Origin of the sequence: Algoriphagus marincola DSM 16067 (genome assembly GCF_000429405.1) — a bacterium.
Lineage (GTDB): Bacteria > Bacteroidota > Bacteroidia > Cytophagales > Cyclobacteriaceae > Algoriphagus > Algoriphagus marincola.
Window position 1 is genome coordinate 122305 of record NZ_AUBU01000002.1, and the last position, 20483, is coordinate 142787.

Here is a 20483-nt window from a genome sequence, read left to right on the forward strand (position 1 = left end):
AAAATCCATGCTCAAATCCCTCAGTATATCCAATTATGCACTGATTGATGATCTGAAAATGCAACCTGGAGCCGGTCTGAATATGATTACTGGCGAAACGGGTGCGGGAAAATCCATCATGCTTGGAGCCGTAGGATTGCTACTTGGAAAACGAGCCGATACCAAAGTGCTCCTTCACGAGGATAAAAAATGCATTGTGGAAGGCTGGTTTGAACTTGGATCTTACGGTTTGCAAGGATTTTTTGAAGAGAATGATTTGGAGTACGAAGAGCCTTGTATCATTCGTAGAGAAATCAGCCCTTCCGGTAAATCAAGATCTTTTGTCAATGATACGCCTGTATTATTGGACGTGCTGAAAAGTCTTGGTGAAAAGCTGATGGATGTACATTCTCAGCATGATACCCTTTTGCTCGGAGACGGAGCCTATCAATTGGGCTTGGTCGATGCCTATTCTCAATCAAATCGGGAGTTGAGTGCTTATCAAGGAGCATACCATGACTTTCGAAAAGCAAAAAAACACTTAGACCAACTCAAGAAGAAAGCTTTGGAGCTTCAGAAAGAGGCTGATTTCAATCAATTCCAACTGGATGAATTAAGTGCCCTTTCGCTTCAGGAAGGGGAACAGACAGAATTGGAATCCAAGCAAGAAATCCTCGAAAATGCTGAGGAGATCAAGCTTAAGATTCAGGAGGCTAGTGGTCTTTTTGCAGATGAGCAGTTTGGGATCTTGCAGGGGATGGGGCAAATACAGCAGCACTTGCAAAGTCTGGAGAGACTGGCCCATACTTTTGGGTCTATTCGAGAGCGATTTCAGTCTGCCTTGATTGAGGTTAAGGATATTTTGGCTACACTCGAGGAAGAGGATGGACAAATCGAAGTGGATTTTGAAAAACTGGAAGAAATCAGGGAGCGTCTGAGTAAAATCTACCAACTTCAAAAGAAGCATGGGGTGCTTACCGTCGAAGAACTGATCGAGATTGAACAGCAGTTAGCCGATCAGGTATTCGAATTTCAGAACTTGGATGAAAGCTTGGAAAAAGCTGAAAATGACTTTGCAGAAGCTGAGAAGGCAATGCAGTCTTTTGGAGAAAAGCTCACTAAGAAGCGTGTAAGTTGTTTCTCCGACTTTGAAAAATCCATGAAAAGCCTCTTGCAAGATTTGGGGATGGAAAATGCGCAAATCAATTTTCAGCGACAGGAAATTAGCCCAAGTAGTACCGGGCTCGACCAGATTGAAATCCTTTTCTCCGCCAATAAGGGAGGCACTTTGCAGGCGCTTAAAAAGGTTGCTTCAGGAGGAGAGTTTTCACGTCTTCTATTTGCAATCAAATATTTAATGGCCGACAAAATGGCTTTGCCTACCTTGATTTTCGATGAAATTGATGCAGGGATTTCTGGAGAGGTAGCCCTACAGATGGTCAGAATGATGAAAGATATTTCAGCGAATCATCAGATTATTTGCATCACTCATCTCCCTCAGGTAGCTGCGAAAGGGGATATGCATTACTTTGTGTTCAAAGACAATTCAGCCTCCAAAACTATATCAAAAATCAAGCTTTTGGATGAGCAGGAGCGTATTCAGGAGCTAGCCAAAATGATAGCTGGAGCTCAGCCCTCAGAGAATGCCTTGCAGAGTGCACGTGAGCTTCTGGTGAATTGAGGGGCTTTACCCAATTTTTAGCTATTTTTGCTAAGAATTTTTGAAATCAACCCAATAGAAATATGCCAGAAAATTTGCTAAAAGGTAAAGTCGGAATCATTACCGGAGCCTTGGATGAAAATTCCATTGCTTGGAAGACCGCGCTAAAAGTTAAAGAACAAGGTGGAAAGTTTGTCCTGACTAATGCCCCTATCGCCATGCGGATGGGTGCCATCAAAGAACTTGCAGAAGAGTGTAATACCATTGTCATTCCCGCGGATGCTACGGTTTTGGACGATATTGAGAAGCTATACGCTGAGGCGAAAGAGTTCCTCGGAGGCGATTTTGACTTTTTGTTGCATTCCATCGGTATGTCACCAAATATCCGAAAAGGCCGCTCCTACGGAGACCTTAACTACGATTGGGCGATGAAGTCTTATGATGTCTCCGCAATTTCATTCCATAAGATGATGCAGGTGGCAGAGAAAATGGATATCATGAAAGAATGGGGTTCGATTGTAGGCCTTTCTTACATTGCCGCTCAGCAGGTTTATCCATTTTATACGGATATGGCTGATGCCAAAGCCTTGCTTGAAAGTATCGCTAGAGGCTATGGATATAGACTAGGTAAGCTGAAAAATGTACGGGTCAATACCATTTCTCAATCGCCAACCAAGACCACTGCCGGTACAGGTATTGGAGGATTTGATTCCTTCTTCAACTTTGCCGAAAAGATGTCCCCACTTGGAAATGCTTCTGCTGAAGCTTGTGCGGATTACATTGTTACGATGTTTTCGGATTTGACCAGAATGGTGACCATGCAAAACCTCTTCCATGACGGAGGATATTCTCACACAGGTATTTCAGAGGAAATTATGGAACAGTTTAAGGATCTATAGTTATTCTGATAAGAATTGTTTTAAAAGTCCGGCTTCTGTCGGACTTTTTTGTTTGCCTTGTCCAAAAGTCATTTTTCCCTTTTGTTTTTTCGGCTAACTTATAGACTTGAATTAACCACCTAACCCAGAAATCATGCGGAAAATTATTCTTGGGCTGATTCTTTCAGTCTTTTCGCTTCATGCCTTTGCTCAAATCATGCCTGCTCCTGACCGGGAGGAGGGTGATGGGCCCTATGATAGATTGATCATTCGAGGAGTGACACTCATTGATGGGACCGGGGCGCCTCCTGTCGGCCCTGTTGATATCGTGGTGGAGAAAAACAGAATTACCCGCATTCAAACAGTAGGCTATCCCGGTTTACCTATTTCTGAAGGCCGTAGACCCAAGGCAGATGAAAATACGCAAGTTTTGGACTTGGAGGGGCATTATTTACTGCCTGGCTTTGTGGATATGCATGGACACATAGGAGGGACAGGGCAAGGAACTCCCGCTGAGTATGTATATAAGCTTTGGATGGCACATGGAGTTACTACCATTCGGGACCCATCGGCTGGTAATGGGCTTAATTGGGTTTTGAATGAAAAAAAACGCTCGCTTTCCAATCAAATTACAGCTCCTAGGATCTTGGCCTATACCGCATTTGGAGCAGACTTGGATAAAAAGATGGTGAAAGATACCACCGAAGAAGAAAAAAAAGAAAGACTGCCGATAACTACACCTGATCAGGCCAAAGCTTGGGTCAATGAAAATAAAGCAAAGGGCGCTGATGGCATCAAGTTTTTTGGTGCAAAGCCCGAAGTGATGCAGGCGGCCATTTCTGAAAACAAACGGATTGGTCTTCGCTCTGCGATGCATCATCAGCAGCTGGACGTGGCTCGTTGGAATGTACTCCATTCTGCACGGGCTGGGCTAACTTCCATGGAGCATTGGTACGGTCTTCCAGAAGCACTTTTTGAAGATCGAACGATTCAGGATTTCCGATTGGATTACAATTACCAGAATGAGCAGCATCGATTTGCAGAAGCTGGCAAACTTTGGAAGCAAGCGGCAAAGCCCTATTCAGAGCATTGGAATAAGGTGATGAATGAGCTTTTGGAACTTGATTTTACGCTTGATCCGACCTTTAATATTTATGAGGCAAACCGGGACTTGATGCGGGCTCGCAGAGCAGAGTGGCATGACGCCTACACCTTACCTTCCTTATGGCGTTTTTACTCGCCAAGTAGACAGTCGCATGGATCATATTGGTTTGACTGGACGACAGAGGAGGAGCTGCTTTGGAAGGAGAACTACCGTCTTTGGATGACTTTTGTCAATGAGTATAAAAACCGAGGAGGAAGAGTGACTACCGGTTCTGATTCAGGATTTATCTACCAATTGTATGGATTTGCCTATATCCGAGAGTTGGAATTGCTCCGTGAGGCAGGCTTTCATCCATTGGAAGTGATTCGCTCAGCAACGATGTATGGGGCAGAGGCTTTGGGAATGGACAAGGAGATTGGAACCGTAGAAGTAGGGAAACTGGCAGATTTTGTGATTTTGGAAGAAAACCCACTTCAAAACCTCAAGGTTCTTTATGGAACTGGTGCGATTCGAATAGATGAAAATAACCAACCCATCCGTGTTGGGGGCGTTAAATATACAGTTAAGGACGGGATCGTTTACGATGCAAAGCAGCTTTTGGCAGATGTCAAGGAAATTGTAGATCAGCATAAGGCTCGCGAAAATGCTCGAATCACTCAGCCGGGATTAGATTGGTAGATTTTCACCCTAAAAAGGATTCAAATGCCGCACATCGAAGCAAATGGAATTAAGCTCTATTACATCGACAAAGGAGAAGGAAAGGAAACGGTAGTTTTCTCTCATGGACTACTTTGGAGTCATAAAATGTTTGATGCTCAGACCGATGAATTGGCGAAGTCTTACCGTGTCATTGCGTACGATCATCGAGGCCAAGGCCAAAGCGAGGTGAAGGAGCCATTTGACATGGAAACCGTAGCTGAAGATGCAGCGGCATTGATAGAAAAGCTCGATTTGGGCAAAGTACACTTTGTCGGACTATCAATGGGTGGATTTGTAGGAATGCGTTTGGCTGCTAGAAGGCCTGATTTGGTAAAGTCTTTGACCCTTTTAGAGACCTCTGCGAACAGTGAGCCGGTAGAAAACTTGCCCAAATACAAAACCTTAAACGGAATTGTCAAATGGCTTGGAGTGATTCCACCAGTCGCCAATAAGGTCATGCCTATCATGTTTGCTCAATCCTGGCTGAACAATAAATCGAATTCGGAAGCGATTAAGAAGTGGAAAAAGGAACTTAGGTCCAATAAGAAAACGATTACAGGACCAGTAGAGGGAGTGATTTACCGAAAAGGCGTGGAAGCTGAATTAGGTGCCATAAAATGCCCTACTATGATTGTGGTGGGTGATGAAGATGTTGCCACAAAACCGGAAAAGGCAAAATTCATTCAAATGGGAATTGCTGGATCGAGGCTTCATATGATTCCCGGTGCAGGTCATAGTTCCTGCATTGAGAAGCCTGAAGTAGTCAACCAGTTGTTGAAAGACTGGTTGAGCGAAAATGCATAAAAAAAAAGCCCCGTAGGGGCTTTTTTTTAATCAAATTGAAAGACTCTTATATAGTCCACAATCATGTGTTGTGGAAATGTTGTGCTATTATCCGGAGATCCGGGCCAGTTTCCACCGACAGCCACATTCATGATGAAGAAGAAATTTCTTCTGAACTCATCTAGTTCGGCAGGAGTGGTATCGATCTCATGATATTTCACATCGTCGATAAACCAGCTAATATTATTTGAGGTCCATTCGATTGAGTAGACGTGGAATTTATCGGCTAGAGTACCTGAAGGAATCTTATAAGAACCGCCAAATTCCGCCCGGCTTCCATTATTATCCCAGTGAACTGTTCCATGGACTGTGTTTTCCCGTCCTTGTCCGCCGACCATCTCCATGATGTCAATCTCTCCACATCTTGGCCATCCTACTTCAGGGAAGTTTGATCCAAGCATCCAGAGAGCAGGCCATAAGCCTTGTCCTCGAGGATTAACAGCACGTATATCAACCCTCCCGTAACGGAATTGCTGTTTATTCATCGAGATAATGCGTGAGGAGGTATACTCACTTCCCTGAAAGGACTCTTTTTTGGCTGTGATAATTAAATGCCCCCTTTCAACGGAGGTATTTTGTGAGCGGTAGTATTGAAGTTCGTTATTTCCCCAGCCATTGTTGCCAGTTCCTATTTCATGGGACCAATTGGCTGCATCTAGGCTATTTCCTTCAAAATCATCTTCCCAAACTAGTGTCATCCCAGGATAGGAAGTAGGGGAGGTGGCTCCACCGTCAGGAATTGGAACTTCAGAGACGTTATTACCGGGGTTTGAACCTGTGGGATTGTCCGCAGTTTCCGAATCACAGGAAAATAAAACTCCAATTAGAAAAAATGCGGAAAAGGTTTGGCTTGTGTAGTTAAAGATAGTTTTCATACTATTTTGGGTTAAAGAAAAAAAAGGCATCTGGATATTACCTTCCAGATGCCACATTATTAGATTATGCTGAAATCAGCTTGAAAGTCCACCAGATACCGTCTTGGATTTCGATATGAAGTGTCATTCGCTTCACACCATCTGTTTCGGTCAGGCTTACTACTTGGTAAGTCACATCAGCCGGAACTGCTACTCCCGCTGTGCTCAACTCTGCTCCGTTGATTACTTTAGAAAGAGCCAGATGAGCTCCCTCTCCAATTAACTTTAAGGAGCTGCCATCGAAGGTGAAGGTGTAGTCTCCTGAGCCATCATGTGGTGCTACAGGAGCGCCACAACCGTCTGCAGCGACACCCTGCCAAGTTTCAAGCCAAGTCTGATCGCCTAGATCATAAGAGTAGGTGCCATCTTCAGCGAATGTGTAGATATCGTCAAAGAAGCAGGCTCTGGTAGTCACATCGTCTGCGGAGTTAGCAAAAAACTCGGTGCTTCCAGCTGAAGGACCTACACCAAAGGCTCCTGCTATTGGCTCCATTTTCCAATTTCCGAAGATAGACGCAGATTCACCTCCACCATTGTCAATTTCACCAGAAATCAGTTTGAAGTCCCACCATACACCAGAACCAGCTTCGATTCTAAGAGTCATTCGGCGGGTATTTCCGTCTACAACTGGGTCAACAATGGTGTATGTAATTTGGTCAGGAATAGCTGCTCCCTGAGAAACTTCACCGGCATTGTTCACCTTAGGAAGACCTAGATAAGCACCTTCACCAATAACAGTCAAAGTGGATCCAGCATAAGTATATTGATAGGTGCCTCCTGCATAAGGAGCTACTGGAGTACCGCATCGGTCAGAGTCAACTCCTTGCCAAGTTTCCAACCAAGTTTGATCTCCAAGGTCAATAACGAATGATCCATCGGCTCCAAAAGTATATGTGTCGTCATAGAAACAAGCTCTTGTGGATACTCCTGCTCCGTCAATTGCGAACCACTCCGTGCTTCCAGGGCTTGGTCCCACTGCAAGAGAAGCTGCCACTGGCTCAACCACCCAAGTACCAGTGATATCAAAGTCTGGTTGTGCTGAGGCCACTTCAAATGTTACATTATCAGTTGCTGTATTGCCATTGGTATCTGAAACTACAACGTCAAAGTTGTAAGTACCAGCATCAAATCCACCCGGAACACTAATAGTAACTGTCTGCTGATCACCACTTAGCGCCTCTGATCCAGAAGTAACTGTGGCTCCTCCTGAAGTGATGGTGTAGTCAAGGGAGGCAAGGGAGCTAATGGCTCCGTCATCCGTACCGTCATCCAGAGTTACGGAAATTCTAAAATCTTCTCCTTCAGTCAATCCAGAGGTGATGGATCCCAGAGTGATTTTTGGAGGAGTGTCGATCACATCAATGTCTGCGAAACCGTTGTCGCAGGCCCAGCTTACTACGAGCAGGGAGAGCATTGTGATAATTTTGGGAAAATTGTTTTTCATGGGTATTAGTTTTTTTCCCTAATTTCTTAAACCGATTCGCAGACCCCAAATAAAGAGCTTCTACAACTATTCATCAAATGTAGAATTTGGCTACATCAAAAACACATCAAATATTGTAAAAAACCCTTTTAAACTAGTTTAAATCAATGTTTTGATCTGAAATTCTTTTCACACTTCCGGTTTTTATTTTCTCTGGTCAAAGCCTTTTGAAAAGGCTCAGACTCAAGAAATCCGCTTCAGTTAAGGAGTTTTTTTCGGAAGTATGATTTCCACTTTTTCGCTCATTTAAGATAATTTTTTTCCAATTCGGAAACCTTTTAATATATTTTTATGTATATACATTAAATTCAATTGTATTAAAATGGGGAAGTTAGAAGAAGCCATCCAGCAGAAAGATTTTATAGATCCTTATCATAAGGCTGTGGTCAATTTATTATTCACGCATAGTTATGTTGTGGGCTATCAAAATGCTCTTTTGAAACCCTATGATTTGTCTCCAGAGCAATACAATGTATTGAGAATACTGAGAGGTCAAAATGGGAATCCCACTACAGTATCCTCTATTCAGGAACGGATGCTCAATAAAATGTCCAATGCATCTCGTCTGGTAGAAAAGCTAAAGGCCAAAGGTTTGGTACTGCGTGAAGAATGTCCAACTGACAGAAGGCAAGTGGATGTGATGATTTCAGCTGAAGGACTGAAGTTGCTGGAGAAGTTGGAGACACGGATTCAGGATTCGAATAAATATTACATCAAGCTCAGCGAATCTGAGGTTAGAAACCTCAATATGCTGCTTGATAAACTGAGAGGCTAAAAAATTTACGTTTATCTATGTATAAACACTAATTGTAAAAACAAATAATATTTCATTTCACTTAAATCAATAAAAATTATGAGTACAGCAAAATGGGTAATTGACCCAACACATTCAGAGGTATCTTTCAAAGTAAAGCACCTAGTAATTTCCACCGTAACTGGATTTTTTAAAAAGTTTGAGGGAGCCGCAGAAAGTGAGTCGGATGACTTTGATGGAGCTAGTATTTCCTTCACTGCGGATATTGATAGCATTGATACCAATCAGGGCGACCGAGACAATCATTTGAAATCAGCTGACTTTTTTGACGCAGCTAATCATCCTAAGCTTTCTTTCTCTGGAAAAATTTCAAAAAATGGAGGGAACTATCAATTGGTAGGAGACCTAGAAATCCGTGGAACCAAGAAAGAGGTAACGCTTGATGTAGACTTTGGTGGAGTAGCCGGTGATCCCTATGGACAGACTAAGGCGGGCTTCGAAATTGAAGGAAAAATCAATCGGAAAGAATTTGGACTTACTTGGTCGGCAGTCACAGAGGCAGGCTCGGTAGTTGTTTCTGATCAGGTTCGTTTAATGCTAAGTGTACAGCTCGTAAAGCAAGCATAAAAGCCTCCGAGGTTTTGTTTTAAAACCCCGAAGGCTATCCTTTGGGGTTTTTTGTAAAATCTCATTCATCTAAAATTTCAATCTTATGACCACAAAGCCATTAATTTCCGGGATTCACCATATCACAGCGATAGCTGGTAATCCTCAGCAAAATATTGATTTTTATACAGGAATCTTAGGATTAAGACTTGTAAAAAAGACCATCAATTTTGATGCGCCGGATGTCTACCATTTTTACTTTGGCGATGAGTTGGGTAGGCCAGGCACAGTCTTTACCACCTTCCCTTTCAAAGGTGCTCGGCGCGGGACTAAAGGAACTGGTGAGTTGACCTATACAGCCTTTTCCATCGGGAAAAATTCACTTAATTACTGGAGGGGCCGCCTGAAGAAATTTGGAGTTGCAGTTTCAGATGATTTGACTCGGTTTGGAGATTCCCTTATCCGATTTGAAGATCATGATGGGATGGGACTGGAGTTGATCGCGAGTGATCGAGATGATCGAAAAGGATGGCCACAGGGACATATACCTGATGAGCATTCAATCAAGGGATTTTTTGGAGCAACCCTTTACTTACAAGCCAAGGAGCCCACTGAGAAGCTTTTGACAGAGCTGATGAATTATCATTTTGTTGGGCAAGAGGCCAATCGCTTTCGCTATGCCACAGCAGGAAAGCCGGGCGATATCGTGGATATCCTAGTTGATCCAAATGCCCGAAGAGGGATGCAAAGCGCCGGGACGGTTCATCATATTGCTTTCCGTACGGATAATGAAGCCACCCAACTGGAAGTACAGCACTTATTGATGCAAAATGGTTTGGGTGTCACCGAAGTAAAGGATCGGAATTATTTCAGAAGCATTTATTTCCGTGAGCCGGGAGGTGTACTATTTGAAGTAGCAACGGACGCACCTGGTTTTGCAATAGATGAAGATGAAGAGCGCTTGGGTGAATTGCTGAAGTTACCCGACTGGGCGGAATCATCTCGGGAAAGAATTGAAAAAGCACTTCCAAAAGTTGAAGTAAACCTATCAGACTATGAATAAGCTAATCAATGAAGGACAAAAACCCCAAAAAGGAAAAAAAGCAGCAATCATGATTCATGGCAGAGGAGCCTCTGCAGAAAGTATCCTCTCTTTGAAATCGTATTTGAAGTTGGATGATTTTGCATTGATTGCTCCCCAAGCGGCAGGAGGAACTTGGTATCCTTACAGCTTTATGGCACCTGACCATTCCAATCAGCCTGCTTTGAGTAATTCACTTCAGCAGATTAATGATGCATTTGATTCCTTGATCCAAGAAGGGGTGCTAGCCAGCGATATTTATCTGATAGGCTTTTCGCAGGGGGCATGCCTGAGTTTGGAGTTTGCATCTCGAAATGCCCAAAAGCTCGGTGGTGTGGTGGCCTTTACAGGAGGTTTGATTGGAGAGCAGATTAATACGGATAATTATCAAGGAGACTTTGAGGATACGCCGGTTTTAATCTCCGGTAGTCAGCAAGACACGCATGTACCCCTAGAGCGGATGAAAGAGTCGGAGTCGCTACTGAAAAAGAATGGGGCAGATGTTAAGCTGCTCACCTTTGCTGATTCTGCTCACACGATTCGACAGGAGGAGATCGACTGGGTCAACCAGCATATTTTGGGCTAAAGGAATCTCGGGAAGGTTTTGGTTTTTGTCAAAAGTTAAATTCATACTTTTGAGGATGCAGACCAAAGCCTTCTCCTACTTATTTTCTATCTCCTACTTTGGTGCCCGCTTCAAGGGCTGGGCTATCCAAAAAGGACAGCCAACCATTCAGGGTAAATTAGAGCGTGTGCTGAGATTCGTTTTGGGACATGACGATTTCACCTTGTTGGGTGGAAGCCGGACAGACTCTGGGGTGAGTTGCAAGCAGGGCTACTTTCAGCTTTTTCTTTCAGATAAAAATGACTTTGCTGAGGAAACCGTAACAGCAATCAATGAAAATCTAGGAGGAGAAATACAGATTCAATTCATGGGGCCTGTTCGCCGGGATTTTAATTTGATCAAAGCCTCAAAAAGGAAGGTTTATCGCTATTTTTTCACTGACACCAGCGACACTCCCGCTTTGCATGCTGCTTGGCTTCAGCTAGTTTTCGAAAAGCTGGATTTGGGTAAAATGAATGAAGCTGCCAAAGCATTTGTGGGCAAACATGATTTCAGCGCTTTTTGTACTCCTTCGCCGACTAAGACAGATTTCAAGCGTGAAATTTCACGCTGTCAGATTTTGCTAGCGGATGAGATTCCCTACAAAAATCTAGCTGATTCGGTGTACTACCTGGAAGTAGTAGGAACCGGCTTTTTGTATCATCAAGTGCGTAAAATGATGCGGGCCATATGGTATGTGGGCTCAGGGCAATGGGATTTGTCCGAAATCGAAAATAGACTAAAGATGCCTTCAGAAGATTGGAAAAAAATCCCACCTGCTCCTGCGACAGGTTTGGTTTTGTGGGAGGTGAAAATAGATGGTGAAAAGTGTGATTGAAAAATTTGAGAATTTGAAGGTTCTAAAGTTGCTATGATTTAAGATTTACAATTAGATTTGATTAAAAGCGGTTTGGTTGAATTTTCAAATCTTTCAATTTTTCAATTTTCCAATCTAAAAACTGCAAAGCAGTTTTTTTACCTACCTTTGCACTCCAAATTTGAAGCGAATTCTGTGAAAGCGAGAACATTAAAGAAAGACAAAGTCAATATCATCACCATGGGTTGCTCCAAAAACCTGGTGGATTCCGAGGTCCTTTTGACACAATTGAAAGGAAACGGGATCAATGCTAGTCATGAGTCCAACTCGGATGATAATAACATCGTCATCATCAATACTTGCGGTTTTATCGATAATGCCAAGCAAGAGTCCATCGATACCATTCTCCAATATGTGGATGCGAAGGAGCGAGGCTTGGTCGAAAAAGTCTACGTGACAGGCTGCCTTTCACAGCGCTACAAGGATGACCTAGAAAAGGAGATTCCTCAGGTGGATGCCTTTTTTGGAACGCGGGACTTGCCGGCAATTTTGAAAAAGTTTAAGGCGGACTACAAGCATGAGCTGGTAGGAGAGCGGTTATTGACGCATAATGCGCATTATGCTTACATGAAGATCTCCGAAGGCTGTGATCGGCCTTGCTCCTTCTGTGCCATCCCGCTGATGCGAGGAGGACATGTATCCCGACCGATTGAGGAATTGGTCAAGGAAGCACAGCATAAAGCCGCTCAAGGAACCAAGGAGCTACTTTTGATCGCTCAAGATTCGACCTACTACGGATTAGATTTGTACAAAAAGCGGAATCTTGCCGAATTGCTGAGACAGCTTTCTGATGTGGAGGGGATCGACTGGATTCGCCTGCATTATGCATACCCAACCGGCTTTCCGATGGATGTGATTGAAGTGATGAAGGAGCGATCCAATATTTGCAACTATTTGGACATTCCTTTGCAGCACGGTTCTACAGATGTGCTAAAGGCCATGCGTCGCGGTACCACCCGTGAAAAACAAGAGGAATTGATCTATAGAATACGGGAAATGATTCCTGAAATAGCCATCCGTACTACTTTGATTGCAGGCCATCCGGGTGAGGGAGAAAAGGAATTCCACGAGATGGTGAACTTTGTGGAGCGAATGAAATTTGAGCGATTGGGTGTATTTACTTATTCGCATGAAGAAAACACCCATGCATTTGGGATGGAGGACAGACTTTCACAGGAAGAAAAGCAGGAAAGAGCCAACCATTTGATGGAGGTTCAGGAGCAAATCTCCTATGACCTGAATCAGGAGAAAGTTGGGAAAACTTTCAAAGTGCTCATTGATAAGAAAGAAGGAGGGTATTTCGTGGGCCGAACAGAATTTGACTCTGTGGAGGTGGACAATGAAGTGCTGATCGATGCCTCGAAGTTTTACTGCCGAGTGGGGGATTTTGTTCAAGCCAAGGTTTTTGAGGCGACGGAGTTTGATTTGTATGCGACTCTTGAAAGTTAAGGTTATGCTGCTTTTCCGAAAGCAGCATTTATTTTAACCAAAGAACATGCTCCGATCACAATCGGAGAGGAAGCAGGTTAGCTAGGGACTTTTTTGCGTTTGTCTGGATTTTTAATGAGTTCATCGATATTTTTTTAGGATCTTCATGCTATGTCACAATTTGAGTTCATAACCAACTCAAACGATTTATCATGAAAAGATTCAGCGCTTATTTTGCAGTAGGAGCTCTCCTAGTTTTACTCAATTCCTGTGTCTATTCCCTTTTTCCAATTTACACGGAAGACACACTGGTTTTTATCCCGGAGCTAGTCGGTCGTTGGCAATTGCCTGAGGAAGATGGGGATTACATTGAATTTACCAGAATGTCTGAAGAGGAAGATTTGGTGGTCAGTTCAGCAGAATCTTCTACAGATCAATCCCGAGAAGAATATACCGATTCAGTAACAGTGGGTGAAATGACGATACGCTATAATGCTGCAGACGGCATACTCGTCAATGGTCGAATGATTTATGATCGGGATAGTATTCGAATGTATTATCAAGAGATTGCCAAAAAGACGGTTACTGATCCTGATCAGTCTTTTTCGGATATGGCAGAAGTTGTAGACGCCTTGGGAAAAACCTTTACTGCGCTAGGAAATACTGTAGAAGCCGTAGCCAAAGTAAGTAAGCGTTCCACGAGTATAAAAGGCACAGCATACTCTAATTTTGAGGAAAGCTATCGAGTCAGCGTAATGGACAATGGGAAGTTGATTGAATATATCGGTCACATAGCCAAAATCGGGAAAGATTATTTCTTGGACATTTTTCCTCTTGCTGAGTATTCCGATGATGGTTTTGGGTCCAATGTCTTACCCGTTCATACCTTCTTGAAGCTTCGTCTTACTGGGCAGAAATTGGTTTTGACTCCCTTTGATCTGGAAAAGCTTAATCGTCTTTTTGAAAGCAATCTTATTCGGCTCAGACATGAGAATGTCGATGGGACCGTTTTGATAACGGCACAGCCTAAAGAAATTCAGAAGTTTCTCGAGCGATATTCTGAAGATGAGACAGTATTTGAAGACGCTGATATTTACGAAAGGATAGACTCATGAAGGGCATACCAACGATTTTGAATAAGAAATGGATTCAGCATGGAGCCTTTTGGGTACTATCCATATATGCCATCGGGAGCTATTTTTCCATAGCCAGCCTCTTCAAGTTTATCGACTTTTTTTACTCTCTGTTGTTTCACGTCCCCTTGGTGTTTTTGGTCTATGTGAATTTGAGGGTGTTGATTCCGAGGTTTCTTGAAAGGGAAAAGTATCTGCTTTATTTTGCCAGTATTCCCATGCTTCTTTTGGCCAGTTATGCGGTGCACGAATTGACCTTTGAGGTGATTTTCCCCTTGATGGATTCGGACTACTACATGGTCTCATTTACAGAGTGGCAGATTTTGATTTTTATATTTGTCATCTATCTCGTTTTGACGACCTTGATCAAGTTGTCCAAATCATGGTACAAGCTACAAGAAGTAGAAAAAGAGAATCTTTCCCTCGAGTTGAATTCACTGAAAACCCAGATTAATCCTCATTTTCTGTTCAATAGCCTGAATAGTATTTACTCCCAGGCTTTGGGAAAAAGTGAGCAAACAGCGGAGACCGTTTTGGAACTTTCCAATCTCCTTCGCTACATGCTCTATGAAGTAAGCGAAGAAAAGGTACCTCTTTCCAAAGAGGTGGAGATGCTGGAAAATTACATCGAATTGCAAAAGCTTCGTTTGGACGATCATTCGCAGGTTGACTTTTTGGTCAAAGGAGAACTAGCTTCTGCCAAGGTGGCACCCTTGCTTTTTTTTCCTTTGGTAGAAAATGCCTTCAAGCATGGCATGAAAGGGGAAACCAAAGCTGGGTTTGTTCAAATCTCACTAATCGTAGGCACTCAAATTGTGCTTGAGGTAAGGAATAATTTGGGTAAAGTAGATGATATGGAAAGAGGTAAGTATGGAGGCATTGGCCTGGAAAATGTCCAAAGAAGGCTGGAATTGATTTATCCAGAAAGGCATGAGCTAGTGGTGAAAAAGAGTGCGGAAGAGTTTTTTGTTAAATTGACTTTATCATGATCAAGTGCGCCATTATCGATGATGAACCTTTAAGCCGGGATATTTTAAGACAATTTATCGAAGATCATCCGGACCTGATTCTGACTGCTGAATACAAAGATGCCTTGGAGGCTATTTCGGGGCTTGAGAATCAGTCGGTGGAACTATTGCTTTTGGATATCAATATGCCCAAGCTCTCAGGTGTCAATTTTTACAAATCCCTTCAGGAAAAGCCCTTGGTGATATTCACGACGGCCTATCCTGAGTTTGCTTTGGAGGGTTTTGAATTGGATGCGGTCGATTACCTGATGAAGCCTATCGCTTTTGACCGCTTTTTGCAGGCTATCCAAAAGGTGAAGAACCGACTCAGAACTACATCTGAGGAGATTCCGGAGCATATTATGCTGAAGGTGGATAAGAAGCTTTATCGAGCCGCTTTTGATGATATTTTATATTTAGAAGCTTTTGGGGATTATGCGAAGGTTCACTTGATAAATCAGGTGCTGATTATCACATCGACAATGAAAAGGCTGGAGGCAGAGCTGCCCTCGGAGCTCTTCGTGCGGACCCATAAGTCTTACCTCATCAATATTTCCAAAGTGGAATTTATTGAAGGGAATCAGGTGAAAATTGGGAGTGGAATGATACCAATAGGTTTGCGATACCGGGAGGTAGTTTTGGGGAAACTGAGATAAATATAAATGTGCGCTACATATAAAAGTTTCCAGCTTCTAGAGCAAAAGAAGAACTGGTAAAGCCAACTGTCATCTAGATAAAAATTTCATCCTAGCTTGACGATCTCTTTCTCCAACCTTTTTTCCAAATTAACAGTTAAATTCCAATATGATAATATTGACTTTTCTGATTTTCAGCATACTATCGCCCATTCAAGATCTTGATACGGGTTATTATTATTTTGGAACTACCAATTATCTAGGTACAGGTCTTATAGGACCCGAAGGAAAAGAAGGTGAGTGGAAGGTTTATGAAAAAGTGAATCCTGAACCTGATCCAAAACCTAGTTTAAAGTCCGTTAATAAGACCATTCTTTTAAAGGAATTTGATTCCAAAACCAAATACAGTGTTTCCTTTAAAAATGATCAACCCAACGGTCCGCTTAAGGAGTTTTTTGAAGATGGACAAATCAAAACTTTGAGTAATTATCAGGATGGAAAAATACATGGTGAGCATATCGAATATTTTGAGAATGGCGGAATAGCAACAGCAGGTTCTTTTCATGAAGGTGAAAAAACCGGGGATTGGAAGGAGTTTTATCCTGATGGCCAAATCAGCAAATCCTATTCTTATAAACTTGGATTGTTGGATGGTCTGGTGGAGAGCTATTACCCTGATGGAAAAATCAAGTGGTTTTTCATGAATAAAGAGGGTGAACTCAATGGAGATTATGCACACTTCAATCCAGATGGATCCTTTCTGGAAAAAGGCTCCTACCGATCAGGAGCACTTGATGGAGAGTTTATTCAGTATTATCCTGACCATCCTATCAAGATTCAAGGAGAGTTTCTAGCAGGAAAACAACATGGGCTTTGGAAGAGCTATGATGAAAATGGAAATCTAGTATTTGAAGGTCAGTTTGAGAGTGGGTTAGCGAATGGGAGTTCGATTGAGCGGTTGGATTTAGTGCCAACGTATATGCGGAAAGGGTCTGTTTTAGCTGGGGAAAAGGAAGGAGAGTGGATTGTCATAAACTCTAATGGGGAGGTGGTCCAAAAGGAATATTATCAGGGAGGAAAGCTTATGTCACTTAGTGATTTTCAAATTGGAGACCAAGTTCTTCCAGGGAATAAGGTGAAAAATGGGAAGGGCAAGCGGGTATTTTTTGATGAATCAGGAAATAAAGTGGCTGAAGGTAGAATTCAATCTGGCTTTAGGAATGGTGTCTGGTACCATTATTACCCCGGAACAAATCAAATCCTGAGTTCAGGTAAATATATTCGAACCGAAAAAGTGGGGTTATGGACTTTTTATACCATTGAGGGAGATTTTTTGGATGAAAAAGATTTTGGAACTTTAAATAATAGAGGAGGGCAATCTATTACGCAGAATAATACCGGGAACTCCTTTAATTCAAGTATTATGGATCAAACTTCAAGGATGAATAGTCAGGTCTACTGGTCCCAGTTTGGTATTTTTAGATAAAGTAATTCCTGATTTTCCAAATGTTTCTACTCAGAGGCAACATAAACTTCGCCTCCTAAATACTTTTTGCCCTTTGCCCTCGATCCACTAATTTAGCCGATCTAAAATCACCCGAATGAAGCTGATCGAAGTCACCACACCTGCCCATCAGAAAGAGTTTATCGAGATGGCTGTTAGGCTTTACAAAAACGAGAAAAACTGGATCCGTCCCCTTGATAAAGATATCGAAGGGCTTTTTCATTCTGAGACAAATAAGCTTTTTCGAAATGGTGCCAAAGCCAAGCGCTGGCTGCTTCAGGACGAAAAAGGGCAGACAATCGGTCGAATTGCGGCCTTTATCAATCCAAAGATGAAGGAAAAGCAACCGACTGGCGGAGTGGGTTTCTTTGAGTGCATTGATAGTCAGGAGGCGGCTTTTATGCTTTTTGATGTAGCAAAAGATTGGCTGGAAAGCGAAGGGATGCAAGCGATGGATGGGCCAATAAACTTTGGAGAGCGGGACAAATGGTGGGGGCTACTTGTGGATGGATTTTCCGAGCCGAATTATAATATGCCTTGGAATTTCCCTTACTATCAGAAGTTTTTCGAAGACTATGGGTTCAAACTGTATTTCAAGCAGTTTACCTACATGCGACCGGTTCAGGATGTGGGATTTGATGCAAAAATGATCAAGCGTGCTAATGCGGTCATCGACAATCCTGATTATTCTTTCCGATATATCAAAGGAAAAGAGCTTCAGGAGAAGGCCCCGGAATATTTTATGACGGTTTACAATAAGGCTTGGGCGCGTCACATGGGGAAGTCCATTGCGCTGAAGGAAGCCAAGTTGATGTTTGGGAAAATGAAACCCATCATTGATCCTCGTTTGATTTACTTCGCATTTTACAAAGGCGAACCAGTAGGATTCTTTATTCAAATACCGGAGATCAATCAGATTTTCAAGCATGTCAATGGGAAAATGGACTTACTTGGGAAGTTGAAATTTCTCTGGTATAAGACCTTTTCACCTCCCAATAAAATGCTCGGTTTGGTATTTGGGGTGGTACCGGAGCATCAAAGCAAGGGCGTAGAAAGTGCCATGATCATCAGCTATGATAAAATGAGCAACAGTCCCAAGTTTCCTTACAAAACTATCGAGATGAACTGGATTGGGGATTTTAATCCCAAGATGATGCGTGTTTGTGAGCAGCTTTTGGCAGAGATTTACAAAACTCATCATACCTATCGCTACTTGTTTGATCGGGAAAAACCATTTGAAAGACACCCGATTTTTGATTGATGAAGTACGATTTACGAAATACGCTGTTTTAATGAGCTTCAGCCCATTTTCTTAGAGCTTGACGTTATAATATCGAATATCGAATGCTGAATTTCGAATAATGAAGTGAACCAACTTTACAACCTTTACACATTACAACTTTCCAACTATTAAAAAATGAAAAAATACGACGTAACAGGCATAGGAAATGCCTTGGTAGATATCGAGTTCAAAGTTACTGATCAGTTTTTTGCGAACAATGGAGTAGAAAAAGGCTTAATGACGCTAGTTGATGAAGAGCGACAAAACTCACTGATGGGAGTAATCAATACTGCCGAAGCTAAGAAGCAAGCCGGTGGATCAGCAGCCAATACCATTGTTGCAGTAAGTCAATTTGGAGGGAAGTCTTTTTACTGTTTTCGAGTGGCGGATGATGAATTAGGACATTTTTATTTGAAAGACCTGAATGATTCTGGAGTCGACGTGGCCTTAGTGCCGGAGAGATTGGAAAATGGCGTCACTGGAAAATGTCTGGTGATGGTGACCGAAGACTCTGAGCGTACGATGAATACCTTTTTGGGGATCACCCAAAACTTTTCTGTAAAGGATATTCATGACTCGGCGATTAAAGACTCCAAGTACTTGTTCATAGAGGGATATCTAGTGACTTCTCCGAATGGAAAAGAAGCCATGATCCATGCCAAAAAAGTAGCAGAAGACGCCGGAACCAAGGTAGCTTTGACCTTCTCCGACCCTGCAATGGTCAAATATTTCAAAGAGAACTTCGACGATGTAATCGGCCCAAGTGTGGACTTGCTTTTTGCAAATGAGGAAGAAGCCATGCTTTACACCGGCAAGGACAATCTATTGGAAGCCCGTGAAGAGATGAAGAAAGCTGCGAAGCACTTTGTGATTACTCAGGGTAAAAATGGAGCGATGATTTTCGATGGAGATACATTCATAGATATTGAGCCGTACAAGACCAATGCGATCGATAGTAATGGAGCAGGAGATATGTTTGCAGGCGCCTTTTTGTATGGGATCACGAATGGTCACAGCTATGCGTCAAGCGGAAAGCTGGCATCGATGGCGAGTTCTCAGATCGTCAGCCAATTTGGGCCAAGACTTCAGTGGCATCAGGCAAAGGATATTTTAGGAAGGTTGAATCCCTAATTGAGGCTAAACTTTGTCCGTTCGAGTGGAGTCGAAGAGTCCTCGACTCCGCTCGGACTGATAAATATTATCATCCTTTAGTTTTATTTCACGACTATAAGCTCTGAGCTTGGTACTCGAAATCTAGGTCCATAAATTCCTTCCGGTAGTCCTTTGCCACATCCGATAATCATGCAGATTTCAGAGCCGGTTGGTAAGTCCAGCAACTTTTTCACCCGCTTGGAATCAAAGCCTTCCATAGGGCAAGTATCATAGCCTACTGCTTTCATTCCCAGCATAAAAGTCATGGCCGCCAAAGCAGCGCTTTTATGGACGGAAATTCGTACCTCTGTTTCTCCGACTTCCCGGACCATAGGTCTTCGCATTCCCACCCACCAAGCGATCAGCTTTTTGATCAGTGACCAGCCAGGGTACTTTCCAAAAAGTTTAGGGATTAGATTTTTATAATAATTTCCTGCTTGCTTGACCTTTTTCTCTGGTTGATTCTGATTGGAGTTGAGGATGAAATTATAGTTTGCTTTGGCTCGAGACTTCCACACATCCCTACGCGTAATTACCACAACCAATTCACGCGCAGTGGTAGCAGCTTTCTGTCGCATGCAAAGTTGGGCTAGCGGGTCTTTAAGTGGAGAGGATTCCGGTACTCGAATAAACTGGTATAACTGTAGGTTGGAGCTATTGGGGGAAAGGATGGCAGCTTCCAGACACTTTTGGACTTTCTCATGGTCAAATGAGCCTTCTTGATCAAAAATCCGCACCGACCTCCGTGCTTCCACAGCATCAAAAAATCCTAGCTCTTGGTTTAATTCCTGCATTTATCCGATTTTTTTGGTATTTAACTCGATCAAATGTAAGCTTAATCCTTAATTTCAAGCAAAAT

At 42.7% G+C, this 20483-nt stretch carries 19 protein-coding genes; 16 read left to right on the plus strand and 3 right to left on the minus strand.

The genetic code is table 11. The annotated features are described in order from the left end of the window. The first annotated feature begins 7 nt into the window (after nucleotides 1-7). From recN to G457_RS0103605, 4 genes are all read left to right on the plus strand, one after another. Nucleotides 8-1660, plus strand: a complete 1653-nt coding sequence (gene recN / locus G457_RS0103590) for a DNA repair protein RecN (RefSeq protein WP_026945238.1) — start codon at nucleotides 8-10, stop codon at nucleotides 1658-1660. A 62-nt stretch (nucleotides 1661-1722) separates the two neighbouring features. Beyond that, nucleotides 1723-2538 (plus strand): enoyl-ACP reductase FabI, encoded by an 816-nt coding sequence (locus G457_RS0103595; protein ID WP_026945239.1) that lies wholly within the window; start codon nucleotides 1723-1725, stop codon nucleotides 2536-2538. A gap of 133 nt (nucleotides 2539-2671) precedes the next feature. Then, nucleotides 2672-4300: an amidohydrolase family protein gene (locus G457_RS0103600; RefSeq protein ID WP_026945240.1), complete on the plus strand. Its 1629-nt coding sequence runs from the start codon at nucleotides 2672-2674 to the stop codon at nucleotides 4298-4300. A gap of 24 nt (nucleotides 4301-4324) precedes the next feature. Beyond that, nucleotides 4325-5125 (plus strand): alpha/beta fold hydrolase, encoded by an 801-nt coding sequence (locus G457_RS0103605; RefSeq protein ID WP_026945241.1) that lies wholly within the window; start codon nucleotides 4325-4327, stop codon nucleotides 5123-5125. Between the two features lie 26 nt (nucleotides 5126-5151). On the opposite strand, the gene G457_RS20985 is transcribed toward G457_RS0103605, so the two are convergent. Both G457_RS20985 and G457_RS0103615 read right to left on the minus strand, forming a co-directional pair. Then, nucleotides 5152-6039 (minus strand): glycoside hydrolase family 16 protein, encoded by an 888-nt coding sequence (locus tag G457_RS20985; RefSeq protein WP_222584659.1) that lies wholly within the window; start codon nucleotides 6037-6039, stop codon nucleotides 5152-5154. A gap of 64 nt (nucleotides 6040-6103) precedes the next feature. After that, complete coding sequence (locus G457_RS0103615) at nucleotides 6104-7522, minus strand: COG1361 family protein (protein WP_026945242.1); 1419 nt, start codon at nucleotides 7520-7522, stop codon at nucleotides 6104-6106. A 361-nt stretch (nucleotides 7523-7883) separates the two neighbouring features. Here G457_RS0103615 and G457_RS0103620 point away from each other — a divergent pair, with 361 nt between their 5' ends. The 12 genes from G457_RS0103620 to G457_RS0103675 all read left to right on the plus strand — a co-directional run bounded on the left by G457_RS0103620 (nucleotide 7884) and on the right by G457_RS0103675 (nucleotide 19603). Then, on the plus strand, nucleotides 7884-8336 hold the full coding sequence (locus tag G457_RS0103620) for a MarR family winged helix-turn-helix transcriptional regulator (RefSeq protein ID WP_026945243.1): 453 nt from the start codon (nucleotides 7884-7886) through the stop codon (nucleotides 8334-8336). A 78-nt stretch (nucleotides 8337-8414) separates the two neighbouring features. After that, on the plus strand, nucleotides 8415-8942 hold the full coding sequence (locus G457_RS0103625) for a YceI family protein (protein WP_026945244.1): 528 nt from the start codon (nucleotides 8415-8417) through the stop codon (nucleotides 8940-8942). An 85-nt stretch (nucleotides 8943-9027) separates the two neighbouring features. Further along, nucleotides 9028-9984: a ring-cleaving dioxygenase gene (locus G457_RS0103630; RefSeq protein ID WP_026945245.1), complete on the plus strand. Its 957-nt coding sequence runs from the start codon at nucleotides 9028-9030 to the stop codon at nucleotides 9982-9984. Continuing rightward, entirely contained in the window at nucleotides 9977-10588 is a 612-nt protein-coding gene (locus G457_RS0103635; RefSeq protein ID WP_026945246.1) for an alpha/beta hydrolase, read from the plus strand. Before G457_RS0103630 ends, G457_RS0103635 begins: the two co-directional genes overlap by 8 nt. A gap of 55 nt (nucleotides 10589-10643) precedes the next feature. Then, nucleotides 10644-11444 carry a pseudouridine synthase family protein gene (locus G457_RS0103640; protein ID WP_026945247.1) on the plus strand — a complete coding sequence of 267 codons (801 nt, stop codon included), beginning with the start codon at nucleotides 10644-10646 and terminating at the stop codon, nucleotides 11442-11444. 174 nt (nucleotides 11445-11618) lie between these two features. Continuing rightward, nucleotides 11619-12932, plus strand: coding sequence for a 30S ribosomal protein S12 methylthiotransferase RimO (gene rimO, locus G457_RS0103645; RefSeq protein WP_026945248.1), 1314 nt, complete (start codon nucleotides 11619-11621; stop codon nucleotides 12930-12932). Nucleotides 12933-13123: 191 nt separating this feature from the next. Beyond that, entirely contained in the window at nucleotides 13124-14026 is a 903-nt protein-coding gene (locus G457_RS0103650; protein WP_026945249.1) for a hypothetical protein, read from the plus strand. Then, nucleotides 14023-15033, plus strand: coding sequence for a sensor histidine kinase (locus G457_RS20990; protein ID WP_051260693.1), 1011 nt, complete (start codon nucleotides 14023-14025; stop codon nucleotides 15031-15033). Before G457_RS0103650 ends, G457_RS20990 begins: the two co-directional genes overlap by 4 nt. After that, complete coding sequence (locus G457_RS0103660; protein ID WP_035483091.1) at nucleotides 15030-15707, plus strand: LytR/AlgR family response regulator transcription factor; 678 nt, start codon at nucleotides 15030-15032, stop codon at nucleotides 15705-15707. The genes G457_RS20990 and G457_RS0103660 overlap by 4 nt, the downstream gene beginning before the upstream one ends. A gap of 148 nt (nucleotides 15708-15855) precedes the next feature. Then, entirely contained in the window at nucleotides 15856-17172 is a 1317-nt protein-coding gene (locus G457_RS0103665; protein ID WP_026945251.1) for a toxin-antitoxin system YwqK family antitoxin, read from the plus strand. 115 nt (nucleotides 17173-17287) lie between these two features. Then, nucleotides 17288-18451: a hypothetical protein gene (locus G457_RS0103670; protein WP_026945252.1), complete on the plus strand. Its 1164-nt coding sequence runs from the start codon at nucleotides 17288-17290 to the stop codon at nucleotides 18449-18451. Nucleotides 18452-18607: 156 nt separating this feature from the next. Further along, nucleotides 18608-19603 (plus strand): adenosine kinase, encoded by a 996-nt coding sequence (locus G457_RS0103675; RefSeq protein ID WP_026945253.1) that lies wholly within the window; start codon nucleotides 18608-18610, stop codon nucleotides 19601-19603. A gap of 83 nt (nucleotides 19604-19686) precedes the next feature. Here the strand turns inward: G457_RS0103675 and G457_RS0103680 are convergent, their stop codons facing one another. After that, nucleotides 19687-20418 (minus strand): nitroreductase family protein, encoded by a 732-nt coding sequence (locus G457_RS0103680; RefSeq protein WP_026945254.1) that lies wholly within the window; start codon nucleotides 20416-20418, stop codon nucleotides 19687-19689. Nucleotides 20419-20483 lie beyond the last annotated feature (65 nt).